This window comes from Massilia niabensis (assembly GCF_042655085.1).
GTDB lineage: Bacteria > Pseudomonadota > Gammaproteobacteria > Burkholderiales > Burkholderiaceae_D > Telluria > Telluria niabensis.
Window position 1 is genome coordinate 897,719 of the sequence record NZ_JBHSMU010000015.1, and the last position, 21,707, is coordinate 919,425.

At 64.4% G+C, this 21,707-nt stretch carries 22 protein-coding genes; 10 read left to right on the forward strand and 12 right to left on the reverse strand.

Annotation, left to right across the window (positions count from 1 at the left end; all coding sequences use genetic code 11):
• Positions 1 to 77: 77 nt before the first annotated feature.
• The 4 genes from ACFPN5_RS18440 to ACFPN5_RS18455 all read left to right on the forward strand — a co-directional run bounded on the left by ACFPN5_RS18440 (position 78) and on the right by ACFPN5_RS18455 (position 4,073).
• Complete coding sequence (locus tag ACFPN5_RS18440; protein ID WP_379785240.1) at positions 78 to 404, forward strand: hypothetical protein; 327 nt, start codon at positions 78 to 80, stop codon at positions 402 to 404.
• Between the two features lie 116 nt (positions 405 to 520).
• Positions 521 to 2,089: a TerC family protein gene (locus ACFPN5_RS18445; protein WP_379785241.1), complete on the forward strand. Its 1,569-nt coding sequence runs from the start codon at positions 521 to 523 to the stop codon at positions 2,087 to 2,089.
• A gap of 40 nt (positions 2,090 to 2,129) precedes the next feature.
• A complete protein-coding gene (locus ACFPN5_RS18450) occupies positions 2,130 to 2,747 on the forward strand; it encodes an exopolysaccharide biosynthesis protein (protein WP_379785242.1) in 618 nt (205 codons plus the stop codon).
• Positions 2,748 to 2,855: 108 nt separating this feature from the next.
• On the forward strand, positions 2,856 to 4,073 hold the full coding sequence (locus tag ACFPN5_RS18455) for a YeeE/YedE family protein (RefSeq protein WP_379785243.1): 1,218 nt from the start codon (positions 2,856 to 2,858) through the stop codon (positions 4,071 to 4,073).
• A gap of 24 nt (positions 4,074 to 4,097) precedes the next feature.
• Here ACFPN5_RS18455 and ACFPN5_RS18460 read toward each other — a convergent pair whose 3' ends face one another.
• From ACFPN5_RS18460 to ACFPN5_RS18480, 5 genes are all read right to left on the reverse strand, one after another.
• The gene (locus ACFPN5_RS18460) at positions 4,098 to 5,342 is read right to left on the reverse strand and encodes a glycoside hydrolase family 1 protein (protein ID WP_379785244.1); all 1,245 of its coding nucleotides are present in this window, start codon (positions 5,340 to 5,342) and stop codon (positions 4,098 to 4,100) included.
• Between the two features lie 83 nt (positions 5,343 to 5,425).
• On the reverse strand, positions 5,426 to 6,133 hold the full coding sequence (locus ACFPN5_RS18465) for an alpha/beta fold hydrolase (protein ID WP_379785245.1): 708 nt from the start codon (positions 6,131 to 6,133) through the stop codon (positions 5,426 to 5,428).
• Between the two features lie 23 nt (positions 6,134 to 6,156).
• Complete coding sequence (locus ACFPN5_RS18470; protein ID WP_379785246.1) at positions 6,157 to 6,690, reverse strand: DinB family protein; 534 nt, start codon at positions 6,688 to 6,690, stop codon at positions 6,157 to 6,159.
• A 380-nt stretch (positions 6,691 to 7,070) separates the two neighbouring features.
• Positions 7,071 to 7,712, reverse strand: a complete 642-nt coding sequence (locus ACFPN5_RS18475) for a hypothetical protein (protein WP_379785247.1) — start codon at positions 7,710 to 7,712, stop codon at positions 7,071 to 7,073.
• 12 nt (positions 7,713 to 7,724) lie between these two features.
• A complete protein-coding gene (locus ACFPN5_RS18480) occupies positions 7,725 to 8,555 on the reverse strand; it encodes a PhzF family phenazine biosynthesis protein (protein ID WP_379785248.1) in 831 nt (276 codons plus the stop codon).
• Between the two features lie 86 nt (positions 8,556 to 8,641).
• Here ACFPN5_RS18480 and ACFPN5_RS18485 point away from each other — a divergent pair, with 86 nt between their 5' ends.
• Positions 8,642 to 11,818: an error-prone DNA polymerase gene (locus tag ACFPN5_RS18485; RefSeq protein WP_379785249.1), complete on the forward strand. Its 3,177-nt coding sequence runs from the start codon at positions 8,642 to 8,644 to the stop codon at positions 11,816 to 11,818.
• Here the strand turns inward: ACFPN5_RS18485 and ACFPN5_RS18490 are convergent.
• Both ACFPN5_RS18490 and ACFPN5_RS18495 read right to left on the reverse strand, forming a co-directional pair.
• Positions 11,815 to 12,900, reverse strand: coding sequence for a M48 family metallopeptidase (locus tag ACFPN5_RS18490; protein ID WP_379785250.1), 1,086 nt, complete (start codon positions 12,898 to 12,900; stop codon positions 11,815 to 11,817). The genes ACFPN5_RS18485 and ACFPN5_RS18490 overlap by 4 nt on opposite strands.
• A gap of 4 nt (positions 12,901 to 12,904) precedes the next feature.
• Positions 12,905 to 14,071, reverse strand: coding sequence for a YjgN family protein (locus ACFPN5_RS18495; protein WP_379785251.1), 1,167 nt, complete (start codon positions 14,069 to 14,071; stop codon positions 12,905 to 12,907).
• A gap of 288 nt (positions 14,072 to 14,359) precedes the next feature.
• Between ACFPN5_RS18495 and ACFPN5_RS18500 the strand changes: the two genes are divergently transcribed.
• Positions 14,360 to 15,565, forward strand: coding sequence for a DUF819 family protein (locus ACFPN5_RS18500; RefSeq protein WP_379785252.1), 1,206 nt, complete (start codon positions 14,360 to 14,362; stop codon positions 15,563 to 15,565).
• Positions 15,566 to 15,658: 93 nt separating this feature from the next.
• Here the strand turns inward: ACFPN5_RS18500 and ACFPN5_RS18505 are convergent, their stop codons facing one another.
• Both ACFPN5_RS18505 and ACFPN5_RS18510 read right to left on the reverse strand, forming a co-directional pair.
• Positions 15,659 to 16,084: a DoxX family protein gene (locus ACFPN5_RS18505; RefSeq protein ID WP_379785253.1), complete on the reverse strand. Its 426-nt coding sequence runs from the start codon at positions 16,082 to 16,084 to the stop codon at positions 15,659 to 15,661.
• Between the two features lie 155 nt (positions 16,085 to 16,239).
• Positions 16,240 to 17,172 (reverse strand): AraC family transcriptional regulator, encoded by a 933-nt coding sequence (locus ACFPN5_RS18510; RefSeq protein ID WP_379785254.1) that lies wholly within the window; start codon positions 17,170 to 17,172, stop codon positions 16,240 to 16,242.
• Positions 17,173 to 17,302: 130 nt separating this feature from the next.
• Here ACFPN5_RS18510 and ACFPN5_RS18515 point away from each other — a divergent pair, with 130 nt between their 5' ends.
• Both ACFPN5_RS18515 and ACFPN5_RS18520 read left to right on the forward strand, forming a co-directional pair.
• Entirely contained in the window at positions 17,303 to 18,043 is a 741-nt protein-coding gene (locus tag ACFPN5_RS18515) for an SDR family oxidoreductase (RefSeq protein WP_379785255.1), read from the forward strand.
• A 170-nt stretch (positions 18,044 to 18,213) separates the two neighbouring features.
• Positions 18,214 to 18,507 carry a hypothetical protein gene (locus ACFPN5_RS18520; protein WP_379785257.1) on the forward strand — a complete coding sequence of 98 codons (294 nt, stop codon included), beginning with the start codon at positions 18,214 to 18,216 and terminating at the stop codon, positions 18,505 to 18,507.
• Between the two features lie 2 nt (positions 18,508 to 18,509).
• On the opposite strand, the gene ACFPN5_RS18525 is transcribed toward ACFPN5_RS18520, so the two are convergent.
• Entirely contained in the window at positions 18,510 to 19,361 is an 852-nt protein-coding gene (locus ACFPN5_RS18525; protein WP_379785258.1) for a pirin family protein, read from the reverse strand.
• Positions 19,362 to 19,481: 120 nt separating this feature from the next.
• On the opposite strand from ACFPN5_RS18525, the gene ACFPN5_RS18530 reads away from it, so the two are divergent.
• Positions 19,482 to 20,411 (forward strand): LysR family transcriptional regulator, encoded by a 930-nt coding sequence (locus ACFPN5_RS18530; RefSeq protein WP_379785259.1) that lies wholly within the window; start codon positions 19,482 to 19,484, stop codon positions 20,409 to 20,411.
• Here the strand turns inward: ACFPN5_RS18530 and ACFPN5_RS18535 are convergent.
• Together ACFPN5_RS18535 and ACFPN5_RS18540 are read right to left on the reverse strand one after the other, a co-directional pair.
• On the reverse strand, positions 20,381 to 20,590 hold the full coding sequence (locus ACFPN5_RS18535; RefSeq protein WP_379785742.1) for a LysR substrate-binding domain-containing protein: 210 nt from the start codon (positions 20,588 to 20,590) through the stop codon (positions 20,381 to 20,383). The genes ACFPN5_RS18530 and ACFPN5_RS18535 overlap by 31 nt on opposite strands.
• 86 nt (positions 20,591 to 20,676) lie before the next feature.
• Positions 20,677 to 21,051 carry a response regulator transcription factor gene (locus ACFPN5_RS18540; protein ID WP_379785260.1) on the reverse strand — a complete coding sequence of 125 codons (375 nt, stop codon included), beginning with the start codon at positions 21,049 to 21,051 and terminating at the stop codon, positions 20,677 to 20,679.
• Positions 21,052 to 21,228: 177 nt separating this feature from the next.
• Here ACFPN5_RS18540 and ACFPN5_RS18545 point away from each other — a divergent pair, with 177 nt between their 5' ends.
• Entirely contained in the window at positions 21,229 to 21,606 is a 378-nt protein-coding gene (locus tag ACFPN5_RS18545; protein WP_379785261.1) for a COG4315 family predicted lipoprotein, read from the forward strand.
• The last annotated feature ends 101 nt before the right edge of the window (positions 21,607 to 21,707 follow it).

Here is a 21,707-nt window from a genome sequence, read left to right on the forward strand (position 1 = left end):
TTTGCTCGGCACGGCAATCTGGAAGCTGTCCAAAAAATAACTGATATACTCGCTGCGTCCCATCCAACCACCTGCATATGCGACGAGCATTCGTCATTTTCCTGATCCTGCTGTTTCCCCTGAACGTCTTTGCCTTGTCCATGTCTGTGTCGTCGATGCAGCAGGCGGGCGTCATGGAACCTGTCAATCCAGCACCCGGTGCCGTTGCCGATGCAGCGCCCGATTTTCAATCGATTGGCGACATCGATCCCGACGAACCTCCCACTGGAACGGATTTCCACGATTCGGTGCACAAGGAAGGCCGCTTGCAGCTTGCCGCCTTGCCCGACCGCTCGGTTGCTGCGCGCCAGCCGTCCCCGCGTGGACTTGAGCCCCATCCTCCCATCAAGCCTCCTCCCGTGTAATGCGACAGGATCGCGGCTGTGTTTTGCCCCGGTTCTCCGCTGTGTCTGGCTCCCCCTTGTTTGCGGCAGCTCGCAGGCAGGACACGATATTGTTCTTACATGAAGAGGTTTTATAAATGGAATGGCTATTCGACCCAGCAATATGGGCGGGATTGCTCACGCTCGTTGTCCTGGAAATCGTACTGGGCATCGACAACCTGATTTTTATCGCCATCCTGGCCGACAAGCTCCCGCCGCACCAGCGCGACAGGGCGCGGCTGATTGGCCTGTCGCTGGCGATGGTCATGCGCCTCGGCTTGCTGACGATCGTGTCCTGGCTGGTGACGCTCACCGCGCCACTGTTCACACTGGGATCGCTGACCTTCTCGGGGCGCGATCTGATCCTTCTGCTCGGTGGATTGTTCCTGCTGTTCAAGGCGACCACCGAACTGCATGAACGCCTGGAGGGAGTGACGCACATCCAGAGCGAATCGAAGGTGTATGCCGGCTTCGGGATCGTCGTCACGCAAATCGTCGTGCTCGACGCCGTGTTCTCGCTCGATGCCGTCATCACCGCGGTGGGCATGGTCGATGAACTGGGCGTGATGATGGCTGCCGTGATCATCTCGATCGGCGTCATGATCCTGGCGTCGAAGGCGCTGACCCGTTTCGTGAATGCGCATCCGACCGTCGTCGTGTTGTGCCTGAGCTTCCTGCTGATGATCGGCCTCTCCCTGGTGGCCGAGGGCCTGGGTTTCCATATCCCGAAGGGCTACCTGTACGCGGCGATCGGTTTCTCGATCCTGATCGAGGTCCTGAACCAGTTCGCGCGCCGTAACTTCCTCAAGAGCGAGGCGCGCGTGCCTTTTCGCGACCGCACGGCCGAAACGGTCCTGCGCCTGATGGGCAACCGCAAACGCGTCGAAGCGGGCGACGAGGTGCAGGACGCGCGGTCGGTGGAGGAGGACGCATTCGCGGTCGAGGAGCGCAACATGGTCAGCGGCGTGCTGACGCTGGCGGACCGCTCGATCCGCTCGGTCATGACGCCGCGCTCGGAGATGTCCTGGATCGATCTCGAGGATGGCCTTGAGGAGATCCTGCGCCAGTTGCAGGACACGCCGCACAGCCTGATGCCCGTGTGCCGGGGCGAGCTCGACAACGTGGTGGGCATCGGGCGCACCAAGGACCTGATCAGCGACCTGCTCCTGCGCCAGCGCATCAGCGAGTGTGGCGAGGGCAGCCCGATGCGCGCGCCGATCATCCTGCCGGACACGGCCGGGGTCCTGAAGGCCATGGACACGCTCAAGCGCTCGCACGGACAACTGGTGCTGGTGACCGACGAATACGGCATCGTCCAGGGCCTCCTGACGCCGGTCGACATCCTCGAGGCGATTGCCGGCGAATTCCCCGACGAGGACGAGCAGCTGGCCATCCAGTCGCGGGCGTCCGGCGAATGGGAAGTCATGGGAACGGCCGACCTGCGCCTGCTCGAGCAGGTACTGGAAACCGATGGTCTGGTCAGCGACGACGCCGACTATGCCTCGCTGGCCGGCTTCCTCCTGGAGCGTTTCGAGAGCTTCCCCGCGGTCGGGCAAACCATCGACCTCGATGGCCTGCGTTACGAAATCCTTGCCGTCGAGGCGAGGCGCATCGTCAAGGTGTCGATCCGCCGGATTGCCCCTGCTTTACGAGGGGAGGCAATTTGACGCGTTCCCCGCAAAAATGCCCGGCGCCGCGGGAGGGCCGATGAAAACGCTGTCAGGCGGTCTGGCCCTGTCGGAGGTCCTGCAGCAGCTCGCCGACGACGGCGAGCGCGACCGCATTTCGGTCGGCGACCTGCTCGCTGCGCTGGAGGACCGGGCGCTGGGCGCCTTGCTGTTCGTGTTTGCCTGCCCCAACGCGCTGCCGGCCCTGCCGGGCACCTCGGTGATCCTCGGGGCGCCGCTGGTGCTCCTGGCCGCCCAGCTGGCCTTCAACCGGAAGCCCTGGCTGCCCGGCTTCATCGCCCGGCGCTCGATGTCGCGCAAGGACTTCCAGGCGCTGATCGGGCGCATCCGGCCCTGGCTGCAACGTGCCGAAAAAATGCTGCGTCCGCGGGCCAGCGCATGGGCCTTGCCGCCCATGGAGTATGCGGTGGGCCTGGTATGCCTGCTGCTGGCCATCGTGGTGCTGTTGCCCATCCCACTGGGCAATATGTTGCCGGCGCTGGCGATCAGCATGCTGGCGCTTGGCGTGCTCGAGCGCGATGGATACTGGATCATTGGCGGGCTGGTCACCGCGATCGCCGCGGCGGTGCTGGTGTCCGGGGTGCTCTTTGGCGCCGTGCAGGCGGTGATGTTCCTTGGGATGAAGTTTTTTGCGTGATGTTTCTTCGTGATTGGGCGGTGGCCCAGACCGGAACCGGGGGCGCCGCCTGCACGTACCACGAAAATACGCGAAAATAGCGGGTTACACCTCCTATCTTCGCGCTATATGACTTCTTTGGCTTCCCCTATCCTCCCGCGCCGCGTCGACCTCAATCCGAAACCGCTCGCCGTGGCGCTCCTCCTCATCGTGCTCGGCGCCTGGTACCTGGCACAGGCTGTCGGCGCGAAGCAGTCCGCGCTGTTCGTGGTCGGCGCGCTGCTCGGCCTGACGCTGTATCACGCCGCGTTCGGCTTCACCTCGGCCTGGCGTGTCTTCATCGCCGACGGCCGCGGCGCCGGCCTGCGCGCGCAAATGCTGATGCTTGCCGTGGGCGTGGCATTGTTTTTCCCGGCGCTCGCCAGCGGCACGCTGTTCGGCAATCCTGTGACTGGCCTGGTGCAGCCCGCCGGCACCTCGGTGATCGTCGGCGCCTTCATCTTCGGCATCGGCATGCAGCTGGGCGGCGGTTGCGCGTCCGGTACCCTGTACACGGTCGGCGGCGGCAGCACGCGCATGGTCGTCACACTCATCGCCTTCATCATCGGATCGGTGATCGCCACCGCCTACATGCCGTTCTGGACCTCGCTGCCGCAACTGGCGCCGATCTCCCTCGTCAAGACACTGGGCCTGGCCCCCGCGCTGCTGCTGAACTGGATCGTGTTCGCGGCGATCGTCGGCATCACGATCGTCGTCGAAAAGCGCCGTCATGGCCGGCTGGTCGCGGCACCCGTGCAGCCGTCGCCGACTTCACCGTGGCTGCGCGGTCCGTGGCCACTCGCCGCCGGCGCCCTCGCGCTCGTCGTGCTCAACTTCGCGACGCTTGCCTTGTCGGGGCGGCCGTGGGGTGTAACGTCCGCGTTCGCGCTGTGGGGCGCCAAGGCGGCATCGGCGATCGGTATCGACACCGCGAGCTGGGCCTACTGGTCGACGGAGGCCAACGCCGCCGCGCTGGCCGCGCCGATTTCGAACGATGTGACCTCGGTGATGGACATCGGCATCGTGCTCGGCGCGATGCTGGCGGCGGCGCTCGCGGGCCGTTATGCGCCGGTGTTCCGGCTGCCGCTGCGTTCCTTGATCGCGGCCGTGGTCGGCGGCCTGATGCTCGGCTTCGGCGCGCGCCTGGCGTATGGCTGCAACATCGGCGCCTACTTCAGCGGCATCGTCTCGGGTAGCCTGCACGGCTGGCTGTGGCTGGTGGCCGCCTTCTTCGGCAACGTCCTGGGCACGCGGCTGCGTCCGTTCTTTGGTCTGGAAGTCGAGCGTGTGAAGCAGGGCGGGTGCTGACCCGACCGAGGCGGGCCGCGCCAGTCAGTGCCAGTCCTTGTCCGGCTGCAGGTCGAGGCGATGCGCGGCATCGATCACATCCTGCAGCTCCACCGGGTCGCTGGAAGGATCCTCATCCAGTTCTGTGACCCGGTTCAGCTCTTTCTGCCAGCGGCGCAATTCATCGACGTAAGGCGGATTCGGGACTCGCATCAGGTCGCCGTTGATGTCGACCACGTCGCAGATGCCGTTCTTGACCCACTCGCCGGTATGCCAGTCGGGCATGTCGACCGCGGGGAACAGGCAGATCCCCTGCAGGTCGATGCCGCGGCGTACCGCCGCCAGCGATTCCCCCATGACATCCCTGAGCCAGTCGGCGCGGCCAAGCCCCAGGCCGCTGGTTTCGCCGATGATCATCGGCCTGCGATAGCGTTCCCATACGCTCGTCAGCAGGTCGCACAGCGGCACGATGCGGTCGTCGCCGGGCGGCAGCGCCGCATGCGGCCCGCTTTCGCGGTATTCCATCTGTCCGAACGAGTAATTGTTGGCGCCGACGATGTCCAGGATCTCGGGTGAGCCGCCGAATTCGGGGTGCTCGCGCCCGCTGATGATGTCCCAGGCCAGGAAAGTGTCGACCTCTGTTTCGCGGCGCGCGGCCTCGATCTGGTCGGGCCGGTCACGCGGCGCCACGACCTGCACCAGCGGATCGATGTGCACCATGCGCGCGCCGGGATCGACTTCCCGTATCGCCTTCACGCCGGCGATCGCGGCCCGGCACAGCGCCAGCAGCAGGCGGTCCCTGTCTTTCCGGCTGCACTGATAGGGCGCGGCCCATCCCCACTCGCCGGCGCAGAAGGAAAAGAAGGTGATCTCGTTGATCGGCGTGAAGAAATGCGGGCCGGGGACCTTAGCGATCACGTATTCGGCAGCCGCCCGGCAATACGCCGCAAAGCGGCTTACGAATGCGTCGGAAAACGGATCGAGGCCGTCCGGGTAGCCATAATGGCAGAGGTCCCAGATCGGGGTAATCTTCGACGCCTTCATGGCGTCGATGAAGGGATCGAGGGACGAGAAGTCATAGACGCCGTCCTGGTCCACCATCGGCCACGGGATGCCTTCGCGGGCCACGGCGATACCCAGGCTGCTCAATATCTGGTAATCCTCGGCGGCATGGCGATCGTGCCCGGTTTCCGCAACCAGGTTGCGCCGCACGCCATCGCCCCACAGGAAGGTGGAGCATTCAAAGCCGGACAGAAAGAATGTGGGAAAAATCCCCGGACGCCGTGCCATGCAATTCTCCTTTTGGGTGTCGTGACCGAGCATACACCGGACTCAGGGCATGGCTGTTCCGCCATCCCGGCAGGAAATTTTTCTCAATGTTTGGATGCCGGCCCATGATACTGAGCCATAAAGGATGCAACGGCCTGTGCCGCTTCTGCCGGCACGACTTGCAGGAGCATGTGTGGCGCCTTGAATGTCGTAATACGCATCGCAGGCTGGAGTTCGTGCAGCAAGCTTGCGGCACTCCCGGGAACAAGTGAATCTTTCGTCGCCCGCAGGTAAAGCATCGGAACCCTGATCTCTTTGGCAGCGGCCGTCACATCGACTGCCAACACCTCTTGCATGCGCGCCCGGAGAACGTCAGGCGACACCTTTAAAAGCGCGTCCGACAGCAAGGCCCGCAACTGCCTTGACGACCATCGCCCGAACAAGGGCAGTGCGAGCAGCCATCGTGGCATTATCTCGAGCGGAAGGACGCCGATGAAGCGACGCAGCCGCTGCAAGCCGGGCCTGGGGTTGCGCGTGAAAGAGGCGCACAGGATCACCCCTCGCAGCCCTGCCGGCTGTTCTGCGGTGATTGAAAGCGCAATCGGGCCGGAGAAAGACTCATCTAACAGGAAAAACGGTTCATCTGCTGGAAGGATGTCGCGAACGCGGGAGAGAAGCTGTTGATACGTCAGTGGTTCATTCACCGGATACCGGATGATGACCGCCGTTATACGCTTGTCGAGTACTGCCACGAATGGTGCGAACAATTCACCTGTGCCGTCCATGCCGGGCAATAGAATAAGTGTCGTCACGCAGCTTCCCGATCAAGAAATGATTAACAGTGTTCAGGTATCCATTCGAGCAGATCGGTTACACCGATATCGACGCCCGCTTGTGACAACAGGGTGCTTGCCTGGCCGCGGTGATGTGTTTGATGGTTAAACAGGTGCAGGAGCAAGGCGCCAAAATTTTTCTGGAAGTCGCCACGCGCGTTCCGGTACGAGAGCGGCTGCGCCAGGTCGCTATTCGATAACTCTGCCGCCAGGGCCTCAATGATCGCATCGAGCCGCAAACGATGTTCCAGCAGCGTATCCAGGTCATCGCTATACATATGGGCAAGACCGGCGGGCGCTGCAATGCCGGCCATTGCTTTCAACGAAGTGAAGCCTGACGGATGCCCCATGAATCGGCGCAGCCAGATGGTGTCTCCGGCGACGATATGATTCAGGGTGCCCAGTACCGAGCCAAAGAAGGCACCCCGGTCGGCGCTCAGCACGTCCTTCGGCAAGGTGGCTGCGGCGGCATACAGCCTGGTATTCATGGACGCGTTATAGGACGCCAGCAGAACAATATCTTCCCGAATCGGCATTCTTTTTTGTCTCCTTGATGGGAATTTTACGGAAGGATTACTGGCGGGCGCTTCTGGTCGGTTTCAACCGTTCACAAACGACTGCTTCCGACCTATTGTGGTGAAAAACTTGGCTAAGTTGAACGCTGGATAGAAACCCTGGCAGGCTCGACTGATCAGAACAGTTGCTATCGAACGATCTCGAAGGTGTTGGACCCCTAAGGCGTCCTAAAACTGTTGCCGTCGGACTTTTTCACCACAATAGACCCAAAGCAGACGTAGACGCCTACGGTCGGAGAGAGCCACTCGTATCGCTTTGGATATACATCCCGGTTTGAGGATCATAATCCCTGTAGTAGTTGTAGTCTTTTCGTCAAGCTCAACACTACACTGTGGACGTTTTAACCTGCGCTCGAACCAAGTTTCACTTTCCGCGCAATTCCTGCGACGATTTTATCAATCGTAGACTTATGTACTGGAAATCTTGTTTGGTCACCCGTGTATGCAACCCAAACATCGGCACCTTCAATCAAATACGCATGCTCAAGAACATTTTCATTATCAGAAAGATGTTCGACGTACGTGAATAAGGTCATAGGTACGCCTTCGACTTTGAGACGCCGAGTTTCGACGTGACTGCATTGTACAACCTTGCAATTTTGTTCGATGCAAACAAATTGGTCATTCGCAGTCTTAGTTTCCTGTTTTACAGAAATCAGCGCATCGGCAGCACTATCACCAATATGCAAAACACTTTGGCCGCTTGATTGTGGCACAAAATATTCGTCACCACTGATGCGTATAACTATTCCGCTCCAAGTTTTTTCGTTACCGTGCACTACCTTCCAAATAAACTTGACTCCTTGCTCACTTCTAAAAGTAAAAAAGATCACCGCAAAAATTAGAATTGAGATCCCGAAATATGCCAGTCTTTGCTTCAAAGAGTTGACTTTCAAAAAGGTTATGGATCGGCTATTGGCCGGGGCAAGTTCCCAGCGGGGCCAGTTGGCAGGTCCGCTTGTGGCCGAAAGCAGACGCTTCAATATCACTTTAAGCTAACTGTTTGCTCCAGTGCAAGCAGGGTTTGGCCACGCATTTGCTTCGTTACGTACCCGCCCGCCGACGAAAACCACGTCGCCTTCGAGCCTGGTGCGGATCAGGCAATCACGCCCGGTGCTGCGCCCCTGGCGCAGCGTCAGGCCATGCCCCAGCAGGACCGTCAGCGCGCCGGCGGCGACGCCGGTGGCGCTGTCTTCCAGCAGCGGGTCAAGGTGGTTGAAATTGCGGCCTTCGTATTCCGCGTCCCCGGTGCGGCACCAGGCGTAGCAGCCGTTCACGCCGTGTTCCTGGCTCCAGGCGGCAATCGATGCCAGGTCGGGCGTCAAGCGGCGGAGCGTGTCCGTATCCGCCACTTCCAGCAGCAGCTTCGGGCTGCCGACCGAGGCGATACGCGGCGCACTCGATAGTTGCAGCTTTGGCGCAGCGAGCAGCCGCGCGGCCAACCCGTCATCGACTTCCACCTGCGGCACATCCTGCCGCGCCAGCTCCACGAACAGCGCCGCGTCATCCCACGACAGGGTCAAACGCTGCCCGCGCATCGCCGTCGTCACCGTCAGGGGCGTAGCCGAACCATGGCGCTCGAACAGCACCTGCGCCGCCGCCAGCGTGGCGTGCAGGCAGAGCGGGCTGCGCATGTGCGGATAGACGAAGTCGAGGCAGGCAGCTGTTCCCCGCTCGGCAGGCGCATCGATAAACACGCAAGTGAGCGCACGCTCGCGCGCCAGCACCAGACGCTGCTCAAGGCCCGCCGGTCCGTCCTCGATGACCAGCGCCGGATTGCCCCCACCTGATTCGGTGCCAAAACATGTAAATTCTTGTATCCGCATGGAAATTATTGATAAGTTGATCTCGTCGGTCTTATACTGTGTTTTTATACAGTATTTTGTAAACTCACAACAATTTTACCTTGCCGATGCCGTCACCCTCCCAGCCGCCGATAGAGAAGCTGCCTGCCTACGCGGAGCTGTTCTGCCTGTCGAATTTTTCCTTCCTCGAAGGCGCCTCGCATGCCGAGGAACTGGTGGAGCGGGCGGTGCGGCTGGGATATGCGGCGCTGGCGCTGACCGACGAATGCTCGCTGGCCGGCGTGGTGCGGGCCCATGCCGAGGCGAAGAAGGCAGGGCTGCCCTTCATCGTCGGCGCCCACTTTCACCTGGAGGAGCGGGACGGCAGCCCTGCGCTGTCGTTGATCCTGCTGGCGCAGGACCGTAACGGCTACGGTAACCTGTCCGAATTCATCACGCTCGGCCGCACGCGCAGCGAAAAGGGCACCTATCTGCTCACGCCGGAGGACATCGCCAACCCGCCCGCCGCGCTGGCGCACCTGAAGGGCATGCCCGGCTGCCTGGCGATCCTGCTGCCGGCCTATCCGGGCCACGAGACGAAGGACGTCGACCGCCTGCATGCGCAGGCCGGGTGGATGGCGGCGCAGTTCCCGGGCCGCGCCTGGCTCGGCCTCGTGCTGCTGCACCGGGCCTTCGACGAAGCGCACCGGGTCACGATCGAGGAGGTGGGCGCCCAGCACCGGCTGCCGGTCGTCGCGCTTGGCCACGTGGTGATGCATGTGCGCTCCCGCAAACCTCTACAGGACACGCTGACCGCCACCCGCCTGGGCAAACCGGTGGGCGAATGCGGTTATGGCCTGGCGCAGAACGCCGAGCAGCACCTGCGCGCGCGCCTGCGCCTGGCGAACATCTATTCGCGCGAAGCGATTTACCAGACGCTGCGCATCGCCAGCCTGTGCACCTTCTCGCTCGACGAGCTGCGCTACGAATACCCGAACGAAGTGGTCCCGCCGGGTCATACCGCGGGCAGCTTCCTGCGCAGCGAGACCTATATCGGCGCGCACCGGCGTTTTCGCGAGGGGATTCCGGCGCAAGTCCAGGCCCAGGTCGAGCACGAGCTGGGCTTGATCAGCGAGATGGGTTACGAACACTACTTCCTCACCGTGTACGACATCGTGCGCTTTGCGCGCTCGAACAACATCCTGTGCCAGGGGCGCGGCTCGGCGGCCAATTCGGCGGTCTGCTACTGCCTCGGCATCACCGAAGTCGACCCGGCGCGCGCGAATTTATTGTTTGAACGGTTTATCTCGAAAGAGCGCAACGAGCCGCCCGATATCGATGTCGACTTCGAGCACCAGCGCCGCGAAGAAGTCATCCAGTACATCTACAACAAGTACGGTCGCACCCGGGCGGCGCTGGCGGCGGTCGTCATCAGCTATCGGCCCAAAAGCGCGCTGCGCGACAGCGGGCGCGCGCTCGGCGTCGATCTCGCCATCATCGAGAAGGTGTGCAAGACCCACCACTGGTTCGACAGCAAGGCCGATTTGCTGAACCGCCTGAAGGAATCCGGCCTCGACCCGGAAGCGCCGCTGTCGCGCCAGTGGGCGACGCTGGCGCAGCAGCTCCTGAACTTCCCGCGCCACCTGTCGCAGCACCCCGGCGGCTTCGTCATCGCCCAGGGCAAGCTGTCGCGCCTGGTGCCGATCGAGAACGCGACCATGGCGGAACGCAGCGTCATCCAGTGGGACAAGAACGACCTCGAGGAACTCGGCCTGATGAAGGTCGACGTGCTGGCGCTGGGCATGCTGTCGATGCTGCGGCGCGCCCTGGAGCTGGTCAGCCTGCGCCACGGGAATCTGTTCGAGATGCAGGACATCCCGCCCGACGACAAGGCCACCTACGACATGATTTGCGCGGCCGACACGGTGGGCGTGTTCCAGATCGAATCGCGCGCGCAAATGAGCATGCTGCCACGCATGAAGCCGCGCGTTTTTTATGATCTCGTGATCGAGGTGGCGGTGGTGCGCCCCGGCCCGATCCAGGGCGGCATGGTGCACCCGTATCTGCGGCGGCGCCAGGGCCTCGAGCCCGTGGTGTATCCGAGCGAGGAGATGAAGCAGGCACTCGGGCGCACGCTGGGCGTGCCGATCTTCCAGGAGCAGGTGATGCAGGTGGCGATCCTCGGCGCCGGTTTTACGCCCGGCGAGGCAGACCAGTTGCGGCGTGCGATGGCGGCCTGGAAGCGGAAAGGGGGGCTCGAACACTATTACGACCGCATCGTGCGCGGCATGCTGGAACGCGGTTATGAACTCGCGTTTGCGGAGGCCATCTTCAGCCAGATCCAGGGCTTCGGCGAATACGGTTTTCCCGAGTCGCACGCGGCCAGTTTCGCGCTGCTGGCCTACGCCAGCTCCTGGCTGAAGTGCCACGAGCCGGCGGCGTTTTTGTGCGCGCTCCTGAACAGCCAGCCGATGGGTTTCTACAGCCCTTCGCAACTGGTGCAGGACGCGCAGCGCCACGGCATCGAGGTGCGGCCGGTGGACATTGCAATCAGCGGCTGGGAGTCCACCCTGGAAGAGCTCCACGACTCCACGCGCCAGCCCGCGGTGCGGCTGGGGCTTTCCCTGCAGCGCGGCATGAGCCGGGAAGCCGCCGCGCGCATCGAGGACGCGCGCGCGATCCGCCCCTTCGAGAGCGTGGCCGACCTGGCGAGAAGGGCAGGGCTGGCTAGAGGCGACCTGCAGGTGCTGGCCGGCGCCAATGCCCTGCGCACGCTCGCCGGCCACCGCCGTGAAGCCCTGTGGCAGGCAGTGGGCGCCGTGCCCGACAAGGACCTGCTGCGCCCGACCACCCCTAGCGAGGAGATGCCGGCGCTGGCGGCCCCCTCGGAGGGCGACGAGATCGTCGGCGACTACCGCGCGCAAGGATTGACACTGGGGCGTCATCCGGTGGCGCTGCTGAGGAAGCAACTGCTCAAGCAGCGTTTCATGCCGGCTTCGGTATTGAATGAATACCAGGATGGCCAGCTCGCGCGCGGCTGCGGCATCGTTACCGTGCGCCAGCGGCCCGGCACTGCGAATGGCGTGCTGTTCGTGACGCTGGAAGACGAGACGGGCAATGTGAACGTGATCGTCTGGCCGGACCTGGTCGAGCAGCAGCGCCGCGAAGTGCTGGGCGCGCACCTGCTCGGCGTGTACGGCATCTGGCAGAGCCAGGGACAGGTGCGCCACCTGGTGGCCAAGCGGCTGGTGGACATGTCGCACCTGCTGGGCCGGTTGACAACCAACAGCCGGGATTTTTGCTAGGGCGCCTTTATCTTTGTCAGGCGCTCTTGCTGGCGGGCTGCCGCGTGCAGGCGCCCGGTGCGCTCCGCCGTCAAGGGATGCGTCTCGAAAAAATTCGCGCCCGAGCCACTGAACCAGCCCGGCAAGCCCTCGTCGTCCTCTCCCTCGATCTCGTCCTGCCTCTTCTGGAACCAGTCGAGCAGGTCAGCCATGGGCAGCGTCGACATGCCTTTTTCCCGCAGCAGGCGGATGGCGAATTCGTCTGCTTCGGTTTCCATCTCGCGTGAGAAATTCAGGTTGGCCAGCGTCGCGGGGATTGCCGAGGCGCCGCTGAAGTCGCCCAGCAGGGCCGACGAGAGCGCCGCCGTCAACGAGGAGCTGGCGACTTCGCGCACCGTGTGGCGCAATTGGATGTGGGCGATTTCATGCGCCAGCACGCCCTTCAGGGCGACGCGCTGGTAGTCGTTCAATGCCGTGGCCTGGCCGAACACCAGCCGCGCCATCAGGTCCGTCACCACGATGGTCCCGTCGGGCAGCGCGAAGACGTTCGGGCCGGTGTAGGGCGAATCGCGCACGAGCAGGCGCAGGCGCATGTCCGCTGGCGCGACCTCGGGCAGCAACTCGGCCAGGGCCGCAACCTGCCGCCAGTCGAGGCGGCTCGGCCTGAAGATGCCGCTTTTCTCCAGGCCGGCGAGGGCGCGCTCGCCGAAGGCCTGGTCGACCGACGGCGGCGTCGCGTCGGCGATCCGCGCGCCGAGCAGGGGGATGCCCCAGCCCACGCTCCACACGAGCAGCGCTACCAGCAGGAGCAGGGCCGCGAGCGCCCCGCGGATCCGATGCTGCCAGCGCACCACGCACGACCGGCGGTAGCCCAGCGCCTCTTCGAGCAGCCGGTCCGGCCGTGGCCCGGCGATCTCGCAGCGGGCACCGTCGGCGAAATACAGGACCGCGGGCGCCTGCGAGAACGGCTCGGCGAGCCGGGTCTCCGTCACGCGGTAGGTCTTGTCGACATCGCCCTGCAGGGCGATTACCCCGTCGGCAATGCACAGTTGGGCCAGGTGCAGGCGCGCGCTGCGGCCATCGAAGTAGTGGGCGCTCAGCATGGCGTCACCACGAGAGGTCGATGCCGAAGAAGTCGGTGGCACCGTCGCCTGCCGCGCCCTGCGGGCGGCTTGCGCCGGCGAGGATGGCGTCGATGTCGCCTTCGCAGCGCACCGCCAGGTGTTCCATGCGGTAGCGGTAGGCGGCGACCACGGCGAACGGGCGGTACAGGCCCAGGCTCAGGATGGTGAGCGCCATGTTCCTCAACTGCAGGCGCATGTACGGCCTCAGGCTGAGCGTGGAGACGAAGCGCACGCCGGGGAAACATGTGCGCGCCAGGCAAAAATTGAGGACGCGCACCTGCTGGTAGGGGCCCAGCATCAGGTAGGCGAGCACGCCGATGATCAGCAAGGTGGTGGCGCCGAAGATCCACATGACGAGGTCGCCGGTCGTGCGGGGGGCGACCACGACGGCCGCGCAGAAGACCAGCAAGACGACGAGGGCGCACGCGGCGGCCATCCACACGGCACCGAGCAGGTAGATGCCGGTGAACCCGCGCAGCGGCAGGCTGGTCGACGACGCCAGGTCGCCATACCGCACATGCCCATACTGGTAGCGTTTCATCAGGCCGGACATCAGCGGCCAGGCCGCATACAGCAGCAGGGCCAGCGCAGTCCAGGCAGCCTCGCCGAATACCGCGATCATCACGCCCGGCAGCACGAACAGGATCGCCGGCGCCATGTAGGCCAGGTAGGCGTGGCGCACGGAACCCGTGAACGCGAACGGGATGGCGCGGTAGCTCGTGTGCCCGAGCCGGAAGCGCAGGGCGCCGCGCATCAGGAAGGGCGCCGCCAGCAGGAGCCCGACGGCAATCGCCAGGCCGGCGCCGGCCGAGAAACCGATCGCATACTGGTAAGAAGCGAGCAGGGCCAGGGCGAGCAGCCGCCCGTGCAGGATCGCTTTCGGGCTGCCGTGGAAATCGAAGGTCGCACCGGCAAGCGACGTATTCCGGTCGAAATACTGCAGGCGCCGCACCTTGGCCCAGGCCGAATAGATACCGAAGGTTGCCAGGCTCAGCAGAAGGTTGACGACCCATATGCGGAAGTACTCATGGCCGCTGCCCGTGAAACGGAAGATGAACGTGCGCGGCCCGGGGTGCAGCGCGGCGCTTGCACCTGCGCCCGCGTGTTCGCACGGGCAGGCGCTGGGTACAGGAAGATCGGCAGGAAGCATGACGTAAGGTGAAAACGTAACGCCGAGCAATGTCGCTTTTTTCTGGAACGTCTGTCAACTATTTTATTTGCGACCGACTGCAGGGATTTTGCCGAAGGCGGATGCGTACCGTAAACGGGCAGGTTTTTCTTTCAAGAATGTAGAATGCCTTTCCTCGCAACAGGCTCCGCAGGGCAAGGCCTGGCGAAGAGCCCCGTGCCTGGTGCCGACCTGGGTACCCGGCCATGACAACCCTGGACGATTATTCCGATGCAGACTTCAGTTCCTCTCGTAACCAATGACGCCGTCGTGCTCGGCATACTCGCGGCGATCCTCGGCACCGTTTTCTGGACCGCATCGCGGCCCGAAGGCTTCTGGAAGAAGTTCTATACCTATGTGCCGGCCTTGCTGTTGTGTTACCTGGTCCCGGCCATCCTCAATACCCTCGGCGTCATCGACGGCAGCCTGTCGAAGCTGTATCCGGTCGCGCGCGACTTCCTGCTCCCGAGTGCACTGGTGCTGCTGTGCGTGGCGATCGACTTCGGCGCCATCGTGCGGCTCGGCCCGAAGGCGATCATCATGTTCCTGACTGGGACCGCCGGCATCATGCTGGGCGCACTGGTGTCGTTCGAAGTCATGCGCCTCATCCATCCGGAGACAGTGGCGGGCGACACCTGGCGCGGCATGACCACGATCACCGGCGCCTGGATCGGCGGCGGGGCCAACCAGGCGGCGATGAAAGAAGTGTTCGAGGTCGACGCCACCCTGTTCGGCCAGTTCGTCGCCGTCGACGTGCTGGTGGCGAACCTGTGGATGGCCGTGTTGCTGTTCCTGGCAGGCCGCGCCGATGCCTTCGATCGCTGGACCGGCGCCGACCTCACCGCCATCAACGCGCTCAAGTCCCGCATCGAAACCTACCAGGCCGTGCATGCGCGTGTGCCGACCCTGACCGACGTAATGATCGTGCTGGCGGTGGGCCTCGGCGTCACCGGCCTGTCGCATGCCCTGACCGGCCCGGTGCTCGACTGGATCGGCAGCCTACCGCAGGAGTGGCGCCTGAAGGACTACAGCCTGACCTCGGCCTTCTTCTGGATGGTCGTGTTCGCCACGACCTTCGGCCTGCTGCTCAGCTTTACCCGGGCGCGCAGCCTGGAGGGCGCCGGCGCCTCGACGATCGGCTCGGCCATGCTGTACATCCTGGTCGCCACCATCGGCATGCAGATGGACCTCAACGCACTGGTGGACAGGCCGTGGCTGTTCCTGCTGGGGATTATCTGGATTTCCGTGCACGGCGGCCTGCTGTTGCTGATGGCAAAGCTGATTCGCGCGCCGCTGTTCTTCATGGCGGTCGGATCGCAGGCCAATGTCGGCGGGGCGGCGTCGGCACCGGTCGTGGCCAGCGCCTTCCACCCCGCGCTGGCGCCGGTCGGCGTACTGCTGGCGGTGCTCGGCTATGCCCTCGGCACCTATGGCGCCTATATCACCGGCCTGCTGCTGCGCATGCTGGCGACCTGAGGCAAGGCGCGGTGCGTACAGTTGTCCTGTACTCATCCACCAAAAAGGCCGTGCAGCCTCCCGGCATGCACGGCCTTTTTCGTTAGCGGCATCTCAGGCTGTGTGCGCTGCCGCCTGGCGGCCGGTACGTCCGTCGAAGCTGAAGGCGCCGGCACCGAATGCCACGACCTGGAGCAGGCCGCCCGCCATCGCAATGTTCTTCAACAGGTGGATCAGCTGGTTCTGGTCACCGATCGCATTGTGGAAGACGAGGCCGGTCACGATCGAGAACGCCGCCAGGGCCGCCGCCACCAGGCGGGTCTTCACACCCAGTACCAGCAGCAGTCCTCCGCCGAGTTCAACGGCGACGGCGATGGCCAGTCCGGCCGTCGCGAACGGCAGGCCCATCGATTCGATATAGCCGATGGTGGCGGCGGGTGCCGCGATCTTGCCCAGGGCGCTGAAGATGAAAATGGTTGCCAGCAGGACGCGGCCGATGGCGGCAAAGATGGCGGTATTGTTGTCGATTGCGTTTTTCATGATGAATCCTCTCAGAGTGGGTTGATGGGCTCCGGTGTCGCCCGGCATGAAACCATCTTAGGTGACCACAACCCATCTGAGAAGCCTATATAAATAGATGGAATCCATCGATCGATTCGATGGGCAAGTTGGCGTGCTAGCGTTGCCGCTGCGGCCTACTGCACCGTCACGTAGGCCGTCGCCAGCTGCGCCGGGAACTGGGCCAGGGCGTCTTTCATCGTGCTGGCTTCATGCGCGGGGGTGCGCCCGAAGAAGCGCTTGAACTCGCGGCTGAACTGGGAAGGGCTTTCGTATCCCACCAGGTGCGAGGCGCTGGCCGCGCTCACGCCGTCCTGCACCATCAGCAGGCGCGCCTTGTGCAGGCGCGTCGTTTTCAAGTACTGGATGGGTGTCGTCCGCGTGACCGCCTTGAAATGGGCATGGAAGGCGGCGACGCTCATACCGGCTTCGCCGGCCAGGGTGGCCACGTCGACCGGCTGCGCGAAGCTCGCATGGATACGCCTGAGCGCCTTGCCGATCCTGCCGAAATGGCCGTGCTGGTTCAAGGCAGCGTGCACTGCGCCGCCCTGCGGGCCGGTCAGCACGCGGTACAGGAGTTCGCGCACGATCCCCGGCCCGAGCATCTGCGCTTCCTCGCGCGAACCGAGCGCCTGCAGCAGGCGCAGCAGGGCGTCGCTCATCGCCTCGCTCAAGGGCGCGGAGCAGATTCCGGCCGCTGCCGAGGCTTGCTGCCGGTGGCGCGCATCGAGCGCCAGCACCAGCTCCGCCGCCAGCTTCAGGTCGATCGATACCGCCACCGCCAGCAGCGGCTCCTCGGTGCTCGCCAGCGTGTCCGACTCGAAGGGCAAGGGCACCGACAACACCAGGCAGTGCTGCGGATCGTAGGTATAGACGGCGTCGCCAAGAAAACCGCGCTTGCGCCCCTGGCAGACGATGACGATGGAGGGCTCATACAGCACCGGCACCCGCGCGATCGGCACATCGGCGCGCATGAACCGCACACCGTCCAGCGCGGACAGGGTATAGCCCTGCGCCGGCGCAAGCGCTTGCAGCAGGTGGACGATGCGTTGCTGGCGGGAGTCGCTCATGGCGGGGGCAAGTCGAGCTCGGATCGGCGATTCTGGAGGATTAGGCAATACGGGCATACTATCCGATATTTCCGGCGGCACGCATGCCCAGCATACTTCCCCCATCCACAACCGACATGGGAGAAGCATCATGAGCGCAAGCACCGAACAGAAAGTCGTCCTCGTCACCGGCGCCAGCAGCGGCATCGGCGAAGCCACGGCCCGCTACCTCGCCGCGCGCGGCATGCACCTGGTCCTGGGGGCGCGCCGCACGGAGCGGCTCGAGGCCCTCGCGGAGCGCATCCGCGCCGAGGGCGGCTCGGCCGTGGTCAGCACCCTCGACGTCACCAGCCTGGAGAGCATGCAGCAGTTCGCCGATGTCGCGCTGCAGCGGCACGGCCGCATTGACGTTCTCGTCAACAATGCCGGCGTCATGCCGCTCTCGAAGCTCGAAGCACTGAAGGTGGACGAATGGAACCGGATGATCGACGTGAACGTGCGCGGCGTCCTGCACGGGATCGCGGCGGTCCTGCCCGTGATGCAGCGCCAGCGCAGCGGGCAGATCATCAACCTGGCCTCGATCGGCGCCTATACCGTCAGCCCGACCGCGGCCGTGTACTGCGCCACCAAGTTTGCCGTGGCCGCGATTTCGGAAGGCCTGCGCCAGGAGGTCGGCGCCGATATCCGCGTCACCGTGGTCTCGCCCGGCGTGGTCGAGTCCGAGCTGGCCGAGTCGATTTCAGACGCCGCCGGGCGCGAGGAGATGCGCACTTTCCGCCAGGTCGCGATCAAGCCGGAAGCCGTGGCGCGCACCGTCGATTTCGCTATCGCGCAGCCGGCCGACGTCGATGTCAGCGAGATCATCGTGCGCCCGACGGCAAGCCCGTTCTGACTGGCGCAGCTTCATCCCCCGGTATCGCAAGCCGGCTCGATCAGTGACCTGGCGGTAAGCCTTTTTCCTGTAGCGGCCGGCGTAAGTCGGCCAATTCGATTGAGATGTATGATCGCTTCAACGCCTGCCAGGCTCAGGCTAATTCGACTCATCGCTTTAGGAGAACCGCCATGCGCACTTTGATGTTGATGACCGCGAGCGTGTGTTGCTTGCTTGGATGTGCCACACCTCAAGAAAAAGCACTGAAGCAACAAGCTGAGATGGATCGCATGATCGCCGAATACGGACCGGCATGCACGCAGCTGGGCTTTACGGCGAACTCGGATCCCTGGCGTAATTGTGTTGTCCAGTTAGCGGCAAAGAACGGCGCCAACTATGGCGGCGTATCGACGTCCATCTTTGGCGGTTGGGGCAGCGGGGGCCGTGGTTCCGGCATAGGCATTGGCATTGGGCTGGGGCGCTAGACTCACAGCTTCCCGGCGGCGCGCAGTTCGGTTCCCAGGCGCGCAATCCCCGCTTCGCCTTTTTCCAGCGCCGCCTGGCTGGTATGCACCGAGTAGTAGCCCGTCACCAGCGGATGCGGGTGGGTAGCAGCGGAGCCGAGCACGAACTGGGTAGCGCCCCGGGCGACGAAGTCGAGCCTGCCTTGGCCCTGCTGGAATACCCCAAGCTCGCCGGAGAGCTGCGCGCCGGCCGTCTCCAGCACACCGTCGGCAACCCCCACCCAGGCCACGTCGTGCCCGGACGGGGGCGTGTAGCGCCAGCGTTCGCCGTCCTCCAGCGTCACGTGCAGGTAGTTGATCGGCGCCCGCGGCTCGATGGCGCTGCTGGCGCCGCCATGGCTGCCGATGATAACCCGCGCCGGCCCCGCCTGCGCCACCCGTTCCGGCGCCAGGTACAGGCTGTGCGAAGGGGCCAGTTCGTCTTCCGGCGGCAGCGCCAGCCACAGCTGGAAGCCGCGCACCGCGCCACCCTCGACCGGGCCGCCCTCGTGCCACACGCCCCCGCCGGCGCTCATGTATTCGACGCCGCCGGCCGGCAGCGTTCCTTCGCTGCCCGTGGTTTCGCGGTAGGCCAGCGCCCCGTCCAGGAGGACGGTCACGGTGGCGATGCCGGAATGGGGATGCATGCCCATCTTGTGCTTGTCCGACTGGAGATGGAACAGGTCGAGGAAGACAAAGGGCTTGATGAGTTTATTCGCGCCAGCCGGGCTGATCAGGCGGGTCACGCCGCCCCGGGTGGCGCCGCGGGTACGATGGATGATCGGACGCTGCAGGGAAGCGGCGCTGGCGGGAGTGGGTTCCGCGATGGTGTTCATGGTGAATCCTTTCGTGTGCCTTGTCGGCGGTCGTGCATCGGGTATGGATGCATCTTACGAAGGGTTGATCGATGCGGATAGCCTATATAATTCGATCAATACTATCTAGGGAGTAGATACATGCTCGACGCGATGTCCATGGACCAGTTGCGCACCTTCATCGCGGCCGCGGAGGAGGGCAGCTTTTCGGCGGCCGGTCGTCGGCTGCGGCGGGCGCAATCGGTGGTCAGCCATACCCTGGCGAACCTCGAGCTGCAGGTCGGGTTTCCCCTGTTCGAACGTACCGGCCGCTATCCGGTGCTGACCGATGCCGGCCAGGCCCTGCTGGAGCAGGCCCGGATCGCGGTGGGCAGCATGGACGCTTTCAAGGCCAGGGCACGCACCCTGGCCGAGGGGCTGGAGCCGGAACTGGCAGTGGCGGTGGACGTCATGTTTCCGATCGAGACCCTGACGGCCGCTGTCCAGGGTTTTCAGCAGCAGTTTCCGACAACGCCGTTACGCCTGTATGTGGAAGCGCTCGGCGCGGTGGTACAGCCGCTGCTTGCGGGTCAGTGCCGCATTGCCGTCATCGGCTCCTTGCCCGAGGTGCCACCCGACTGCGTTTCCGCCTACCTGCTCGACGTGCCGGCGGTGACGGTCGTGTCGCCCCAGCATCCGCTGGCGGCGGTGTCCGGTGTGGTGCTGCGTTCGGTGCTCGGGCAGCACGTGCAACTGGTGCTGACCGACCGCTCGACGCTGACCGCGGGGCGCAACTTCGGGGTGGTGTCAGCGAATGTGTGGCGCCTGGCCGATCTCGGCGCCAAGCACGCCTTCCTGCGTGCAGGTCTGGGATGGGGGCACATGCCGCTGCACATGGTGCAGGCCGACCTCGATGCGGGAACACTGGTGCGCATCAAGATCGAAACCAGCCCGACCCTGGGGTCGGGTTTTTCCATGCACGCGATCCACCGCAAGGAGCAGCCGCCGGGGCCGGCCGGGCGCTGGTTCGTGCAGCGCTTGCGTGCGGGCCAGGCGGAAAATCAGGCGGCAGGGCCAGGCGGCAGCGTGTAGGGGCTGGCGCGGAAGAGTTCCAGCATCCAGTCGACGAAGACCCGCACGCGGGCACTGAGGTGGCGGTTGGCAGGGTAGACGATGTAGATGGGGATAGGGGCGGCATCCCAGTCGTCCAGCACCCGCACCAGGGCGCCGCTGTCGACGTGGCGCCCGCTGATGATGCATGGCGCGGCAATCCTGGTGCCGTAAGGGCCGCGCGCCGGGCAGGCATCCGCGCCAGGCTTGGCCGGCTGGCCTCAAGCGGTGGCTGGGGGAAGCAATCTCAGTGCAGCACCGCGCGCACGGCGGCGATCAGGTCTTGCGGCTCGAACGGCACGGCGATGTAGCGGTCGGCGCCGCTTTCCAGCCCCTCGCGCGCGTCCTGCTCTGAGATAAAAGCGGCCGAGGTGTGGATGACGTTCATGCCGCTGGTGGCCGGGTCGGCCTTGAGGCGGCGGCAGACTTCGCGCCCGTCGATGTCCGGCAGCCTGACGTCGAGCAGCACCAGGCTCGGATGCAGCCGCGCGGCCATCTCCAGCGCTTCTACGCCGTTGCTCGCTTCCTCGACAAGAAAGCCCGCATTCTGCAGCAGGCGTGTTTTTATGTAACGCGCCTGGTCGTAGTCGTCCACGTTCAGAATCAGGATCTTGGAGGTCATGAAAGCCTTTTGTAAGGACGGCATTATAACCCCTGCCGCTCCGGTCCGGGTGCACGTCAGGCAAGCCGTGCCCGGGCCGTGCGCCGTTGTTTCTACGCCGCTCTGCCACGCAGCAAGAAGCACTGTGCCGCCCATGCAGGCCTATACTCGGGATTCACCCTTCCCTGGGAGATTGCCATGAAAGCGATGCATCCTGTCCGCGCAACCCTTGCTGCCGCGCTCCTGTTTGCAGCGGCCGGTGCGCTGGCCCAGTCCGGCTTCAAAAAGGCCGATGGCGTGCTGGTCGACGCCGCAGGCATGACGGTCTACACCTTCGACAAGGATACGGTCGGCTCGGGAAAGAGCGCCTGCAACGAGGGCTGCGCGAAGATGTGGCCACCGGTGCCTGTCAGCGATGAACGCGTGGCCTCGCCTTACTCGGTCGTGACGCGCCACGACGGTATGAAGCAGCTGGCCTACAAGGGCAAGCCGCTCTACCTGTTTGCCAAGGACGGCAAGCCCGGCGAGCGCAAGGGCGACAAGGTCAAAGACGTCTGGCATGTGGTGACCGACTGACGTAGGTCGACGGCCGTTGGCTTCTGTGCGCAGGCACTCGAGGGCGGCCTGCCCGAGGGCGCCGAGCGCCTCGCGGCCGGCTATGTCGATCCGGCCAACGG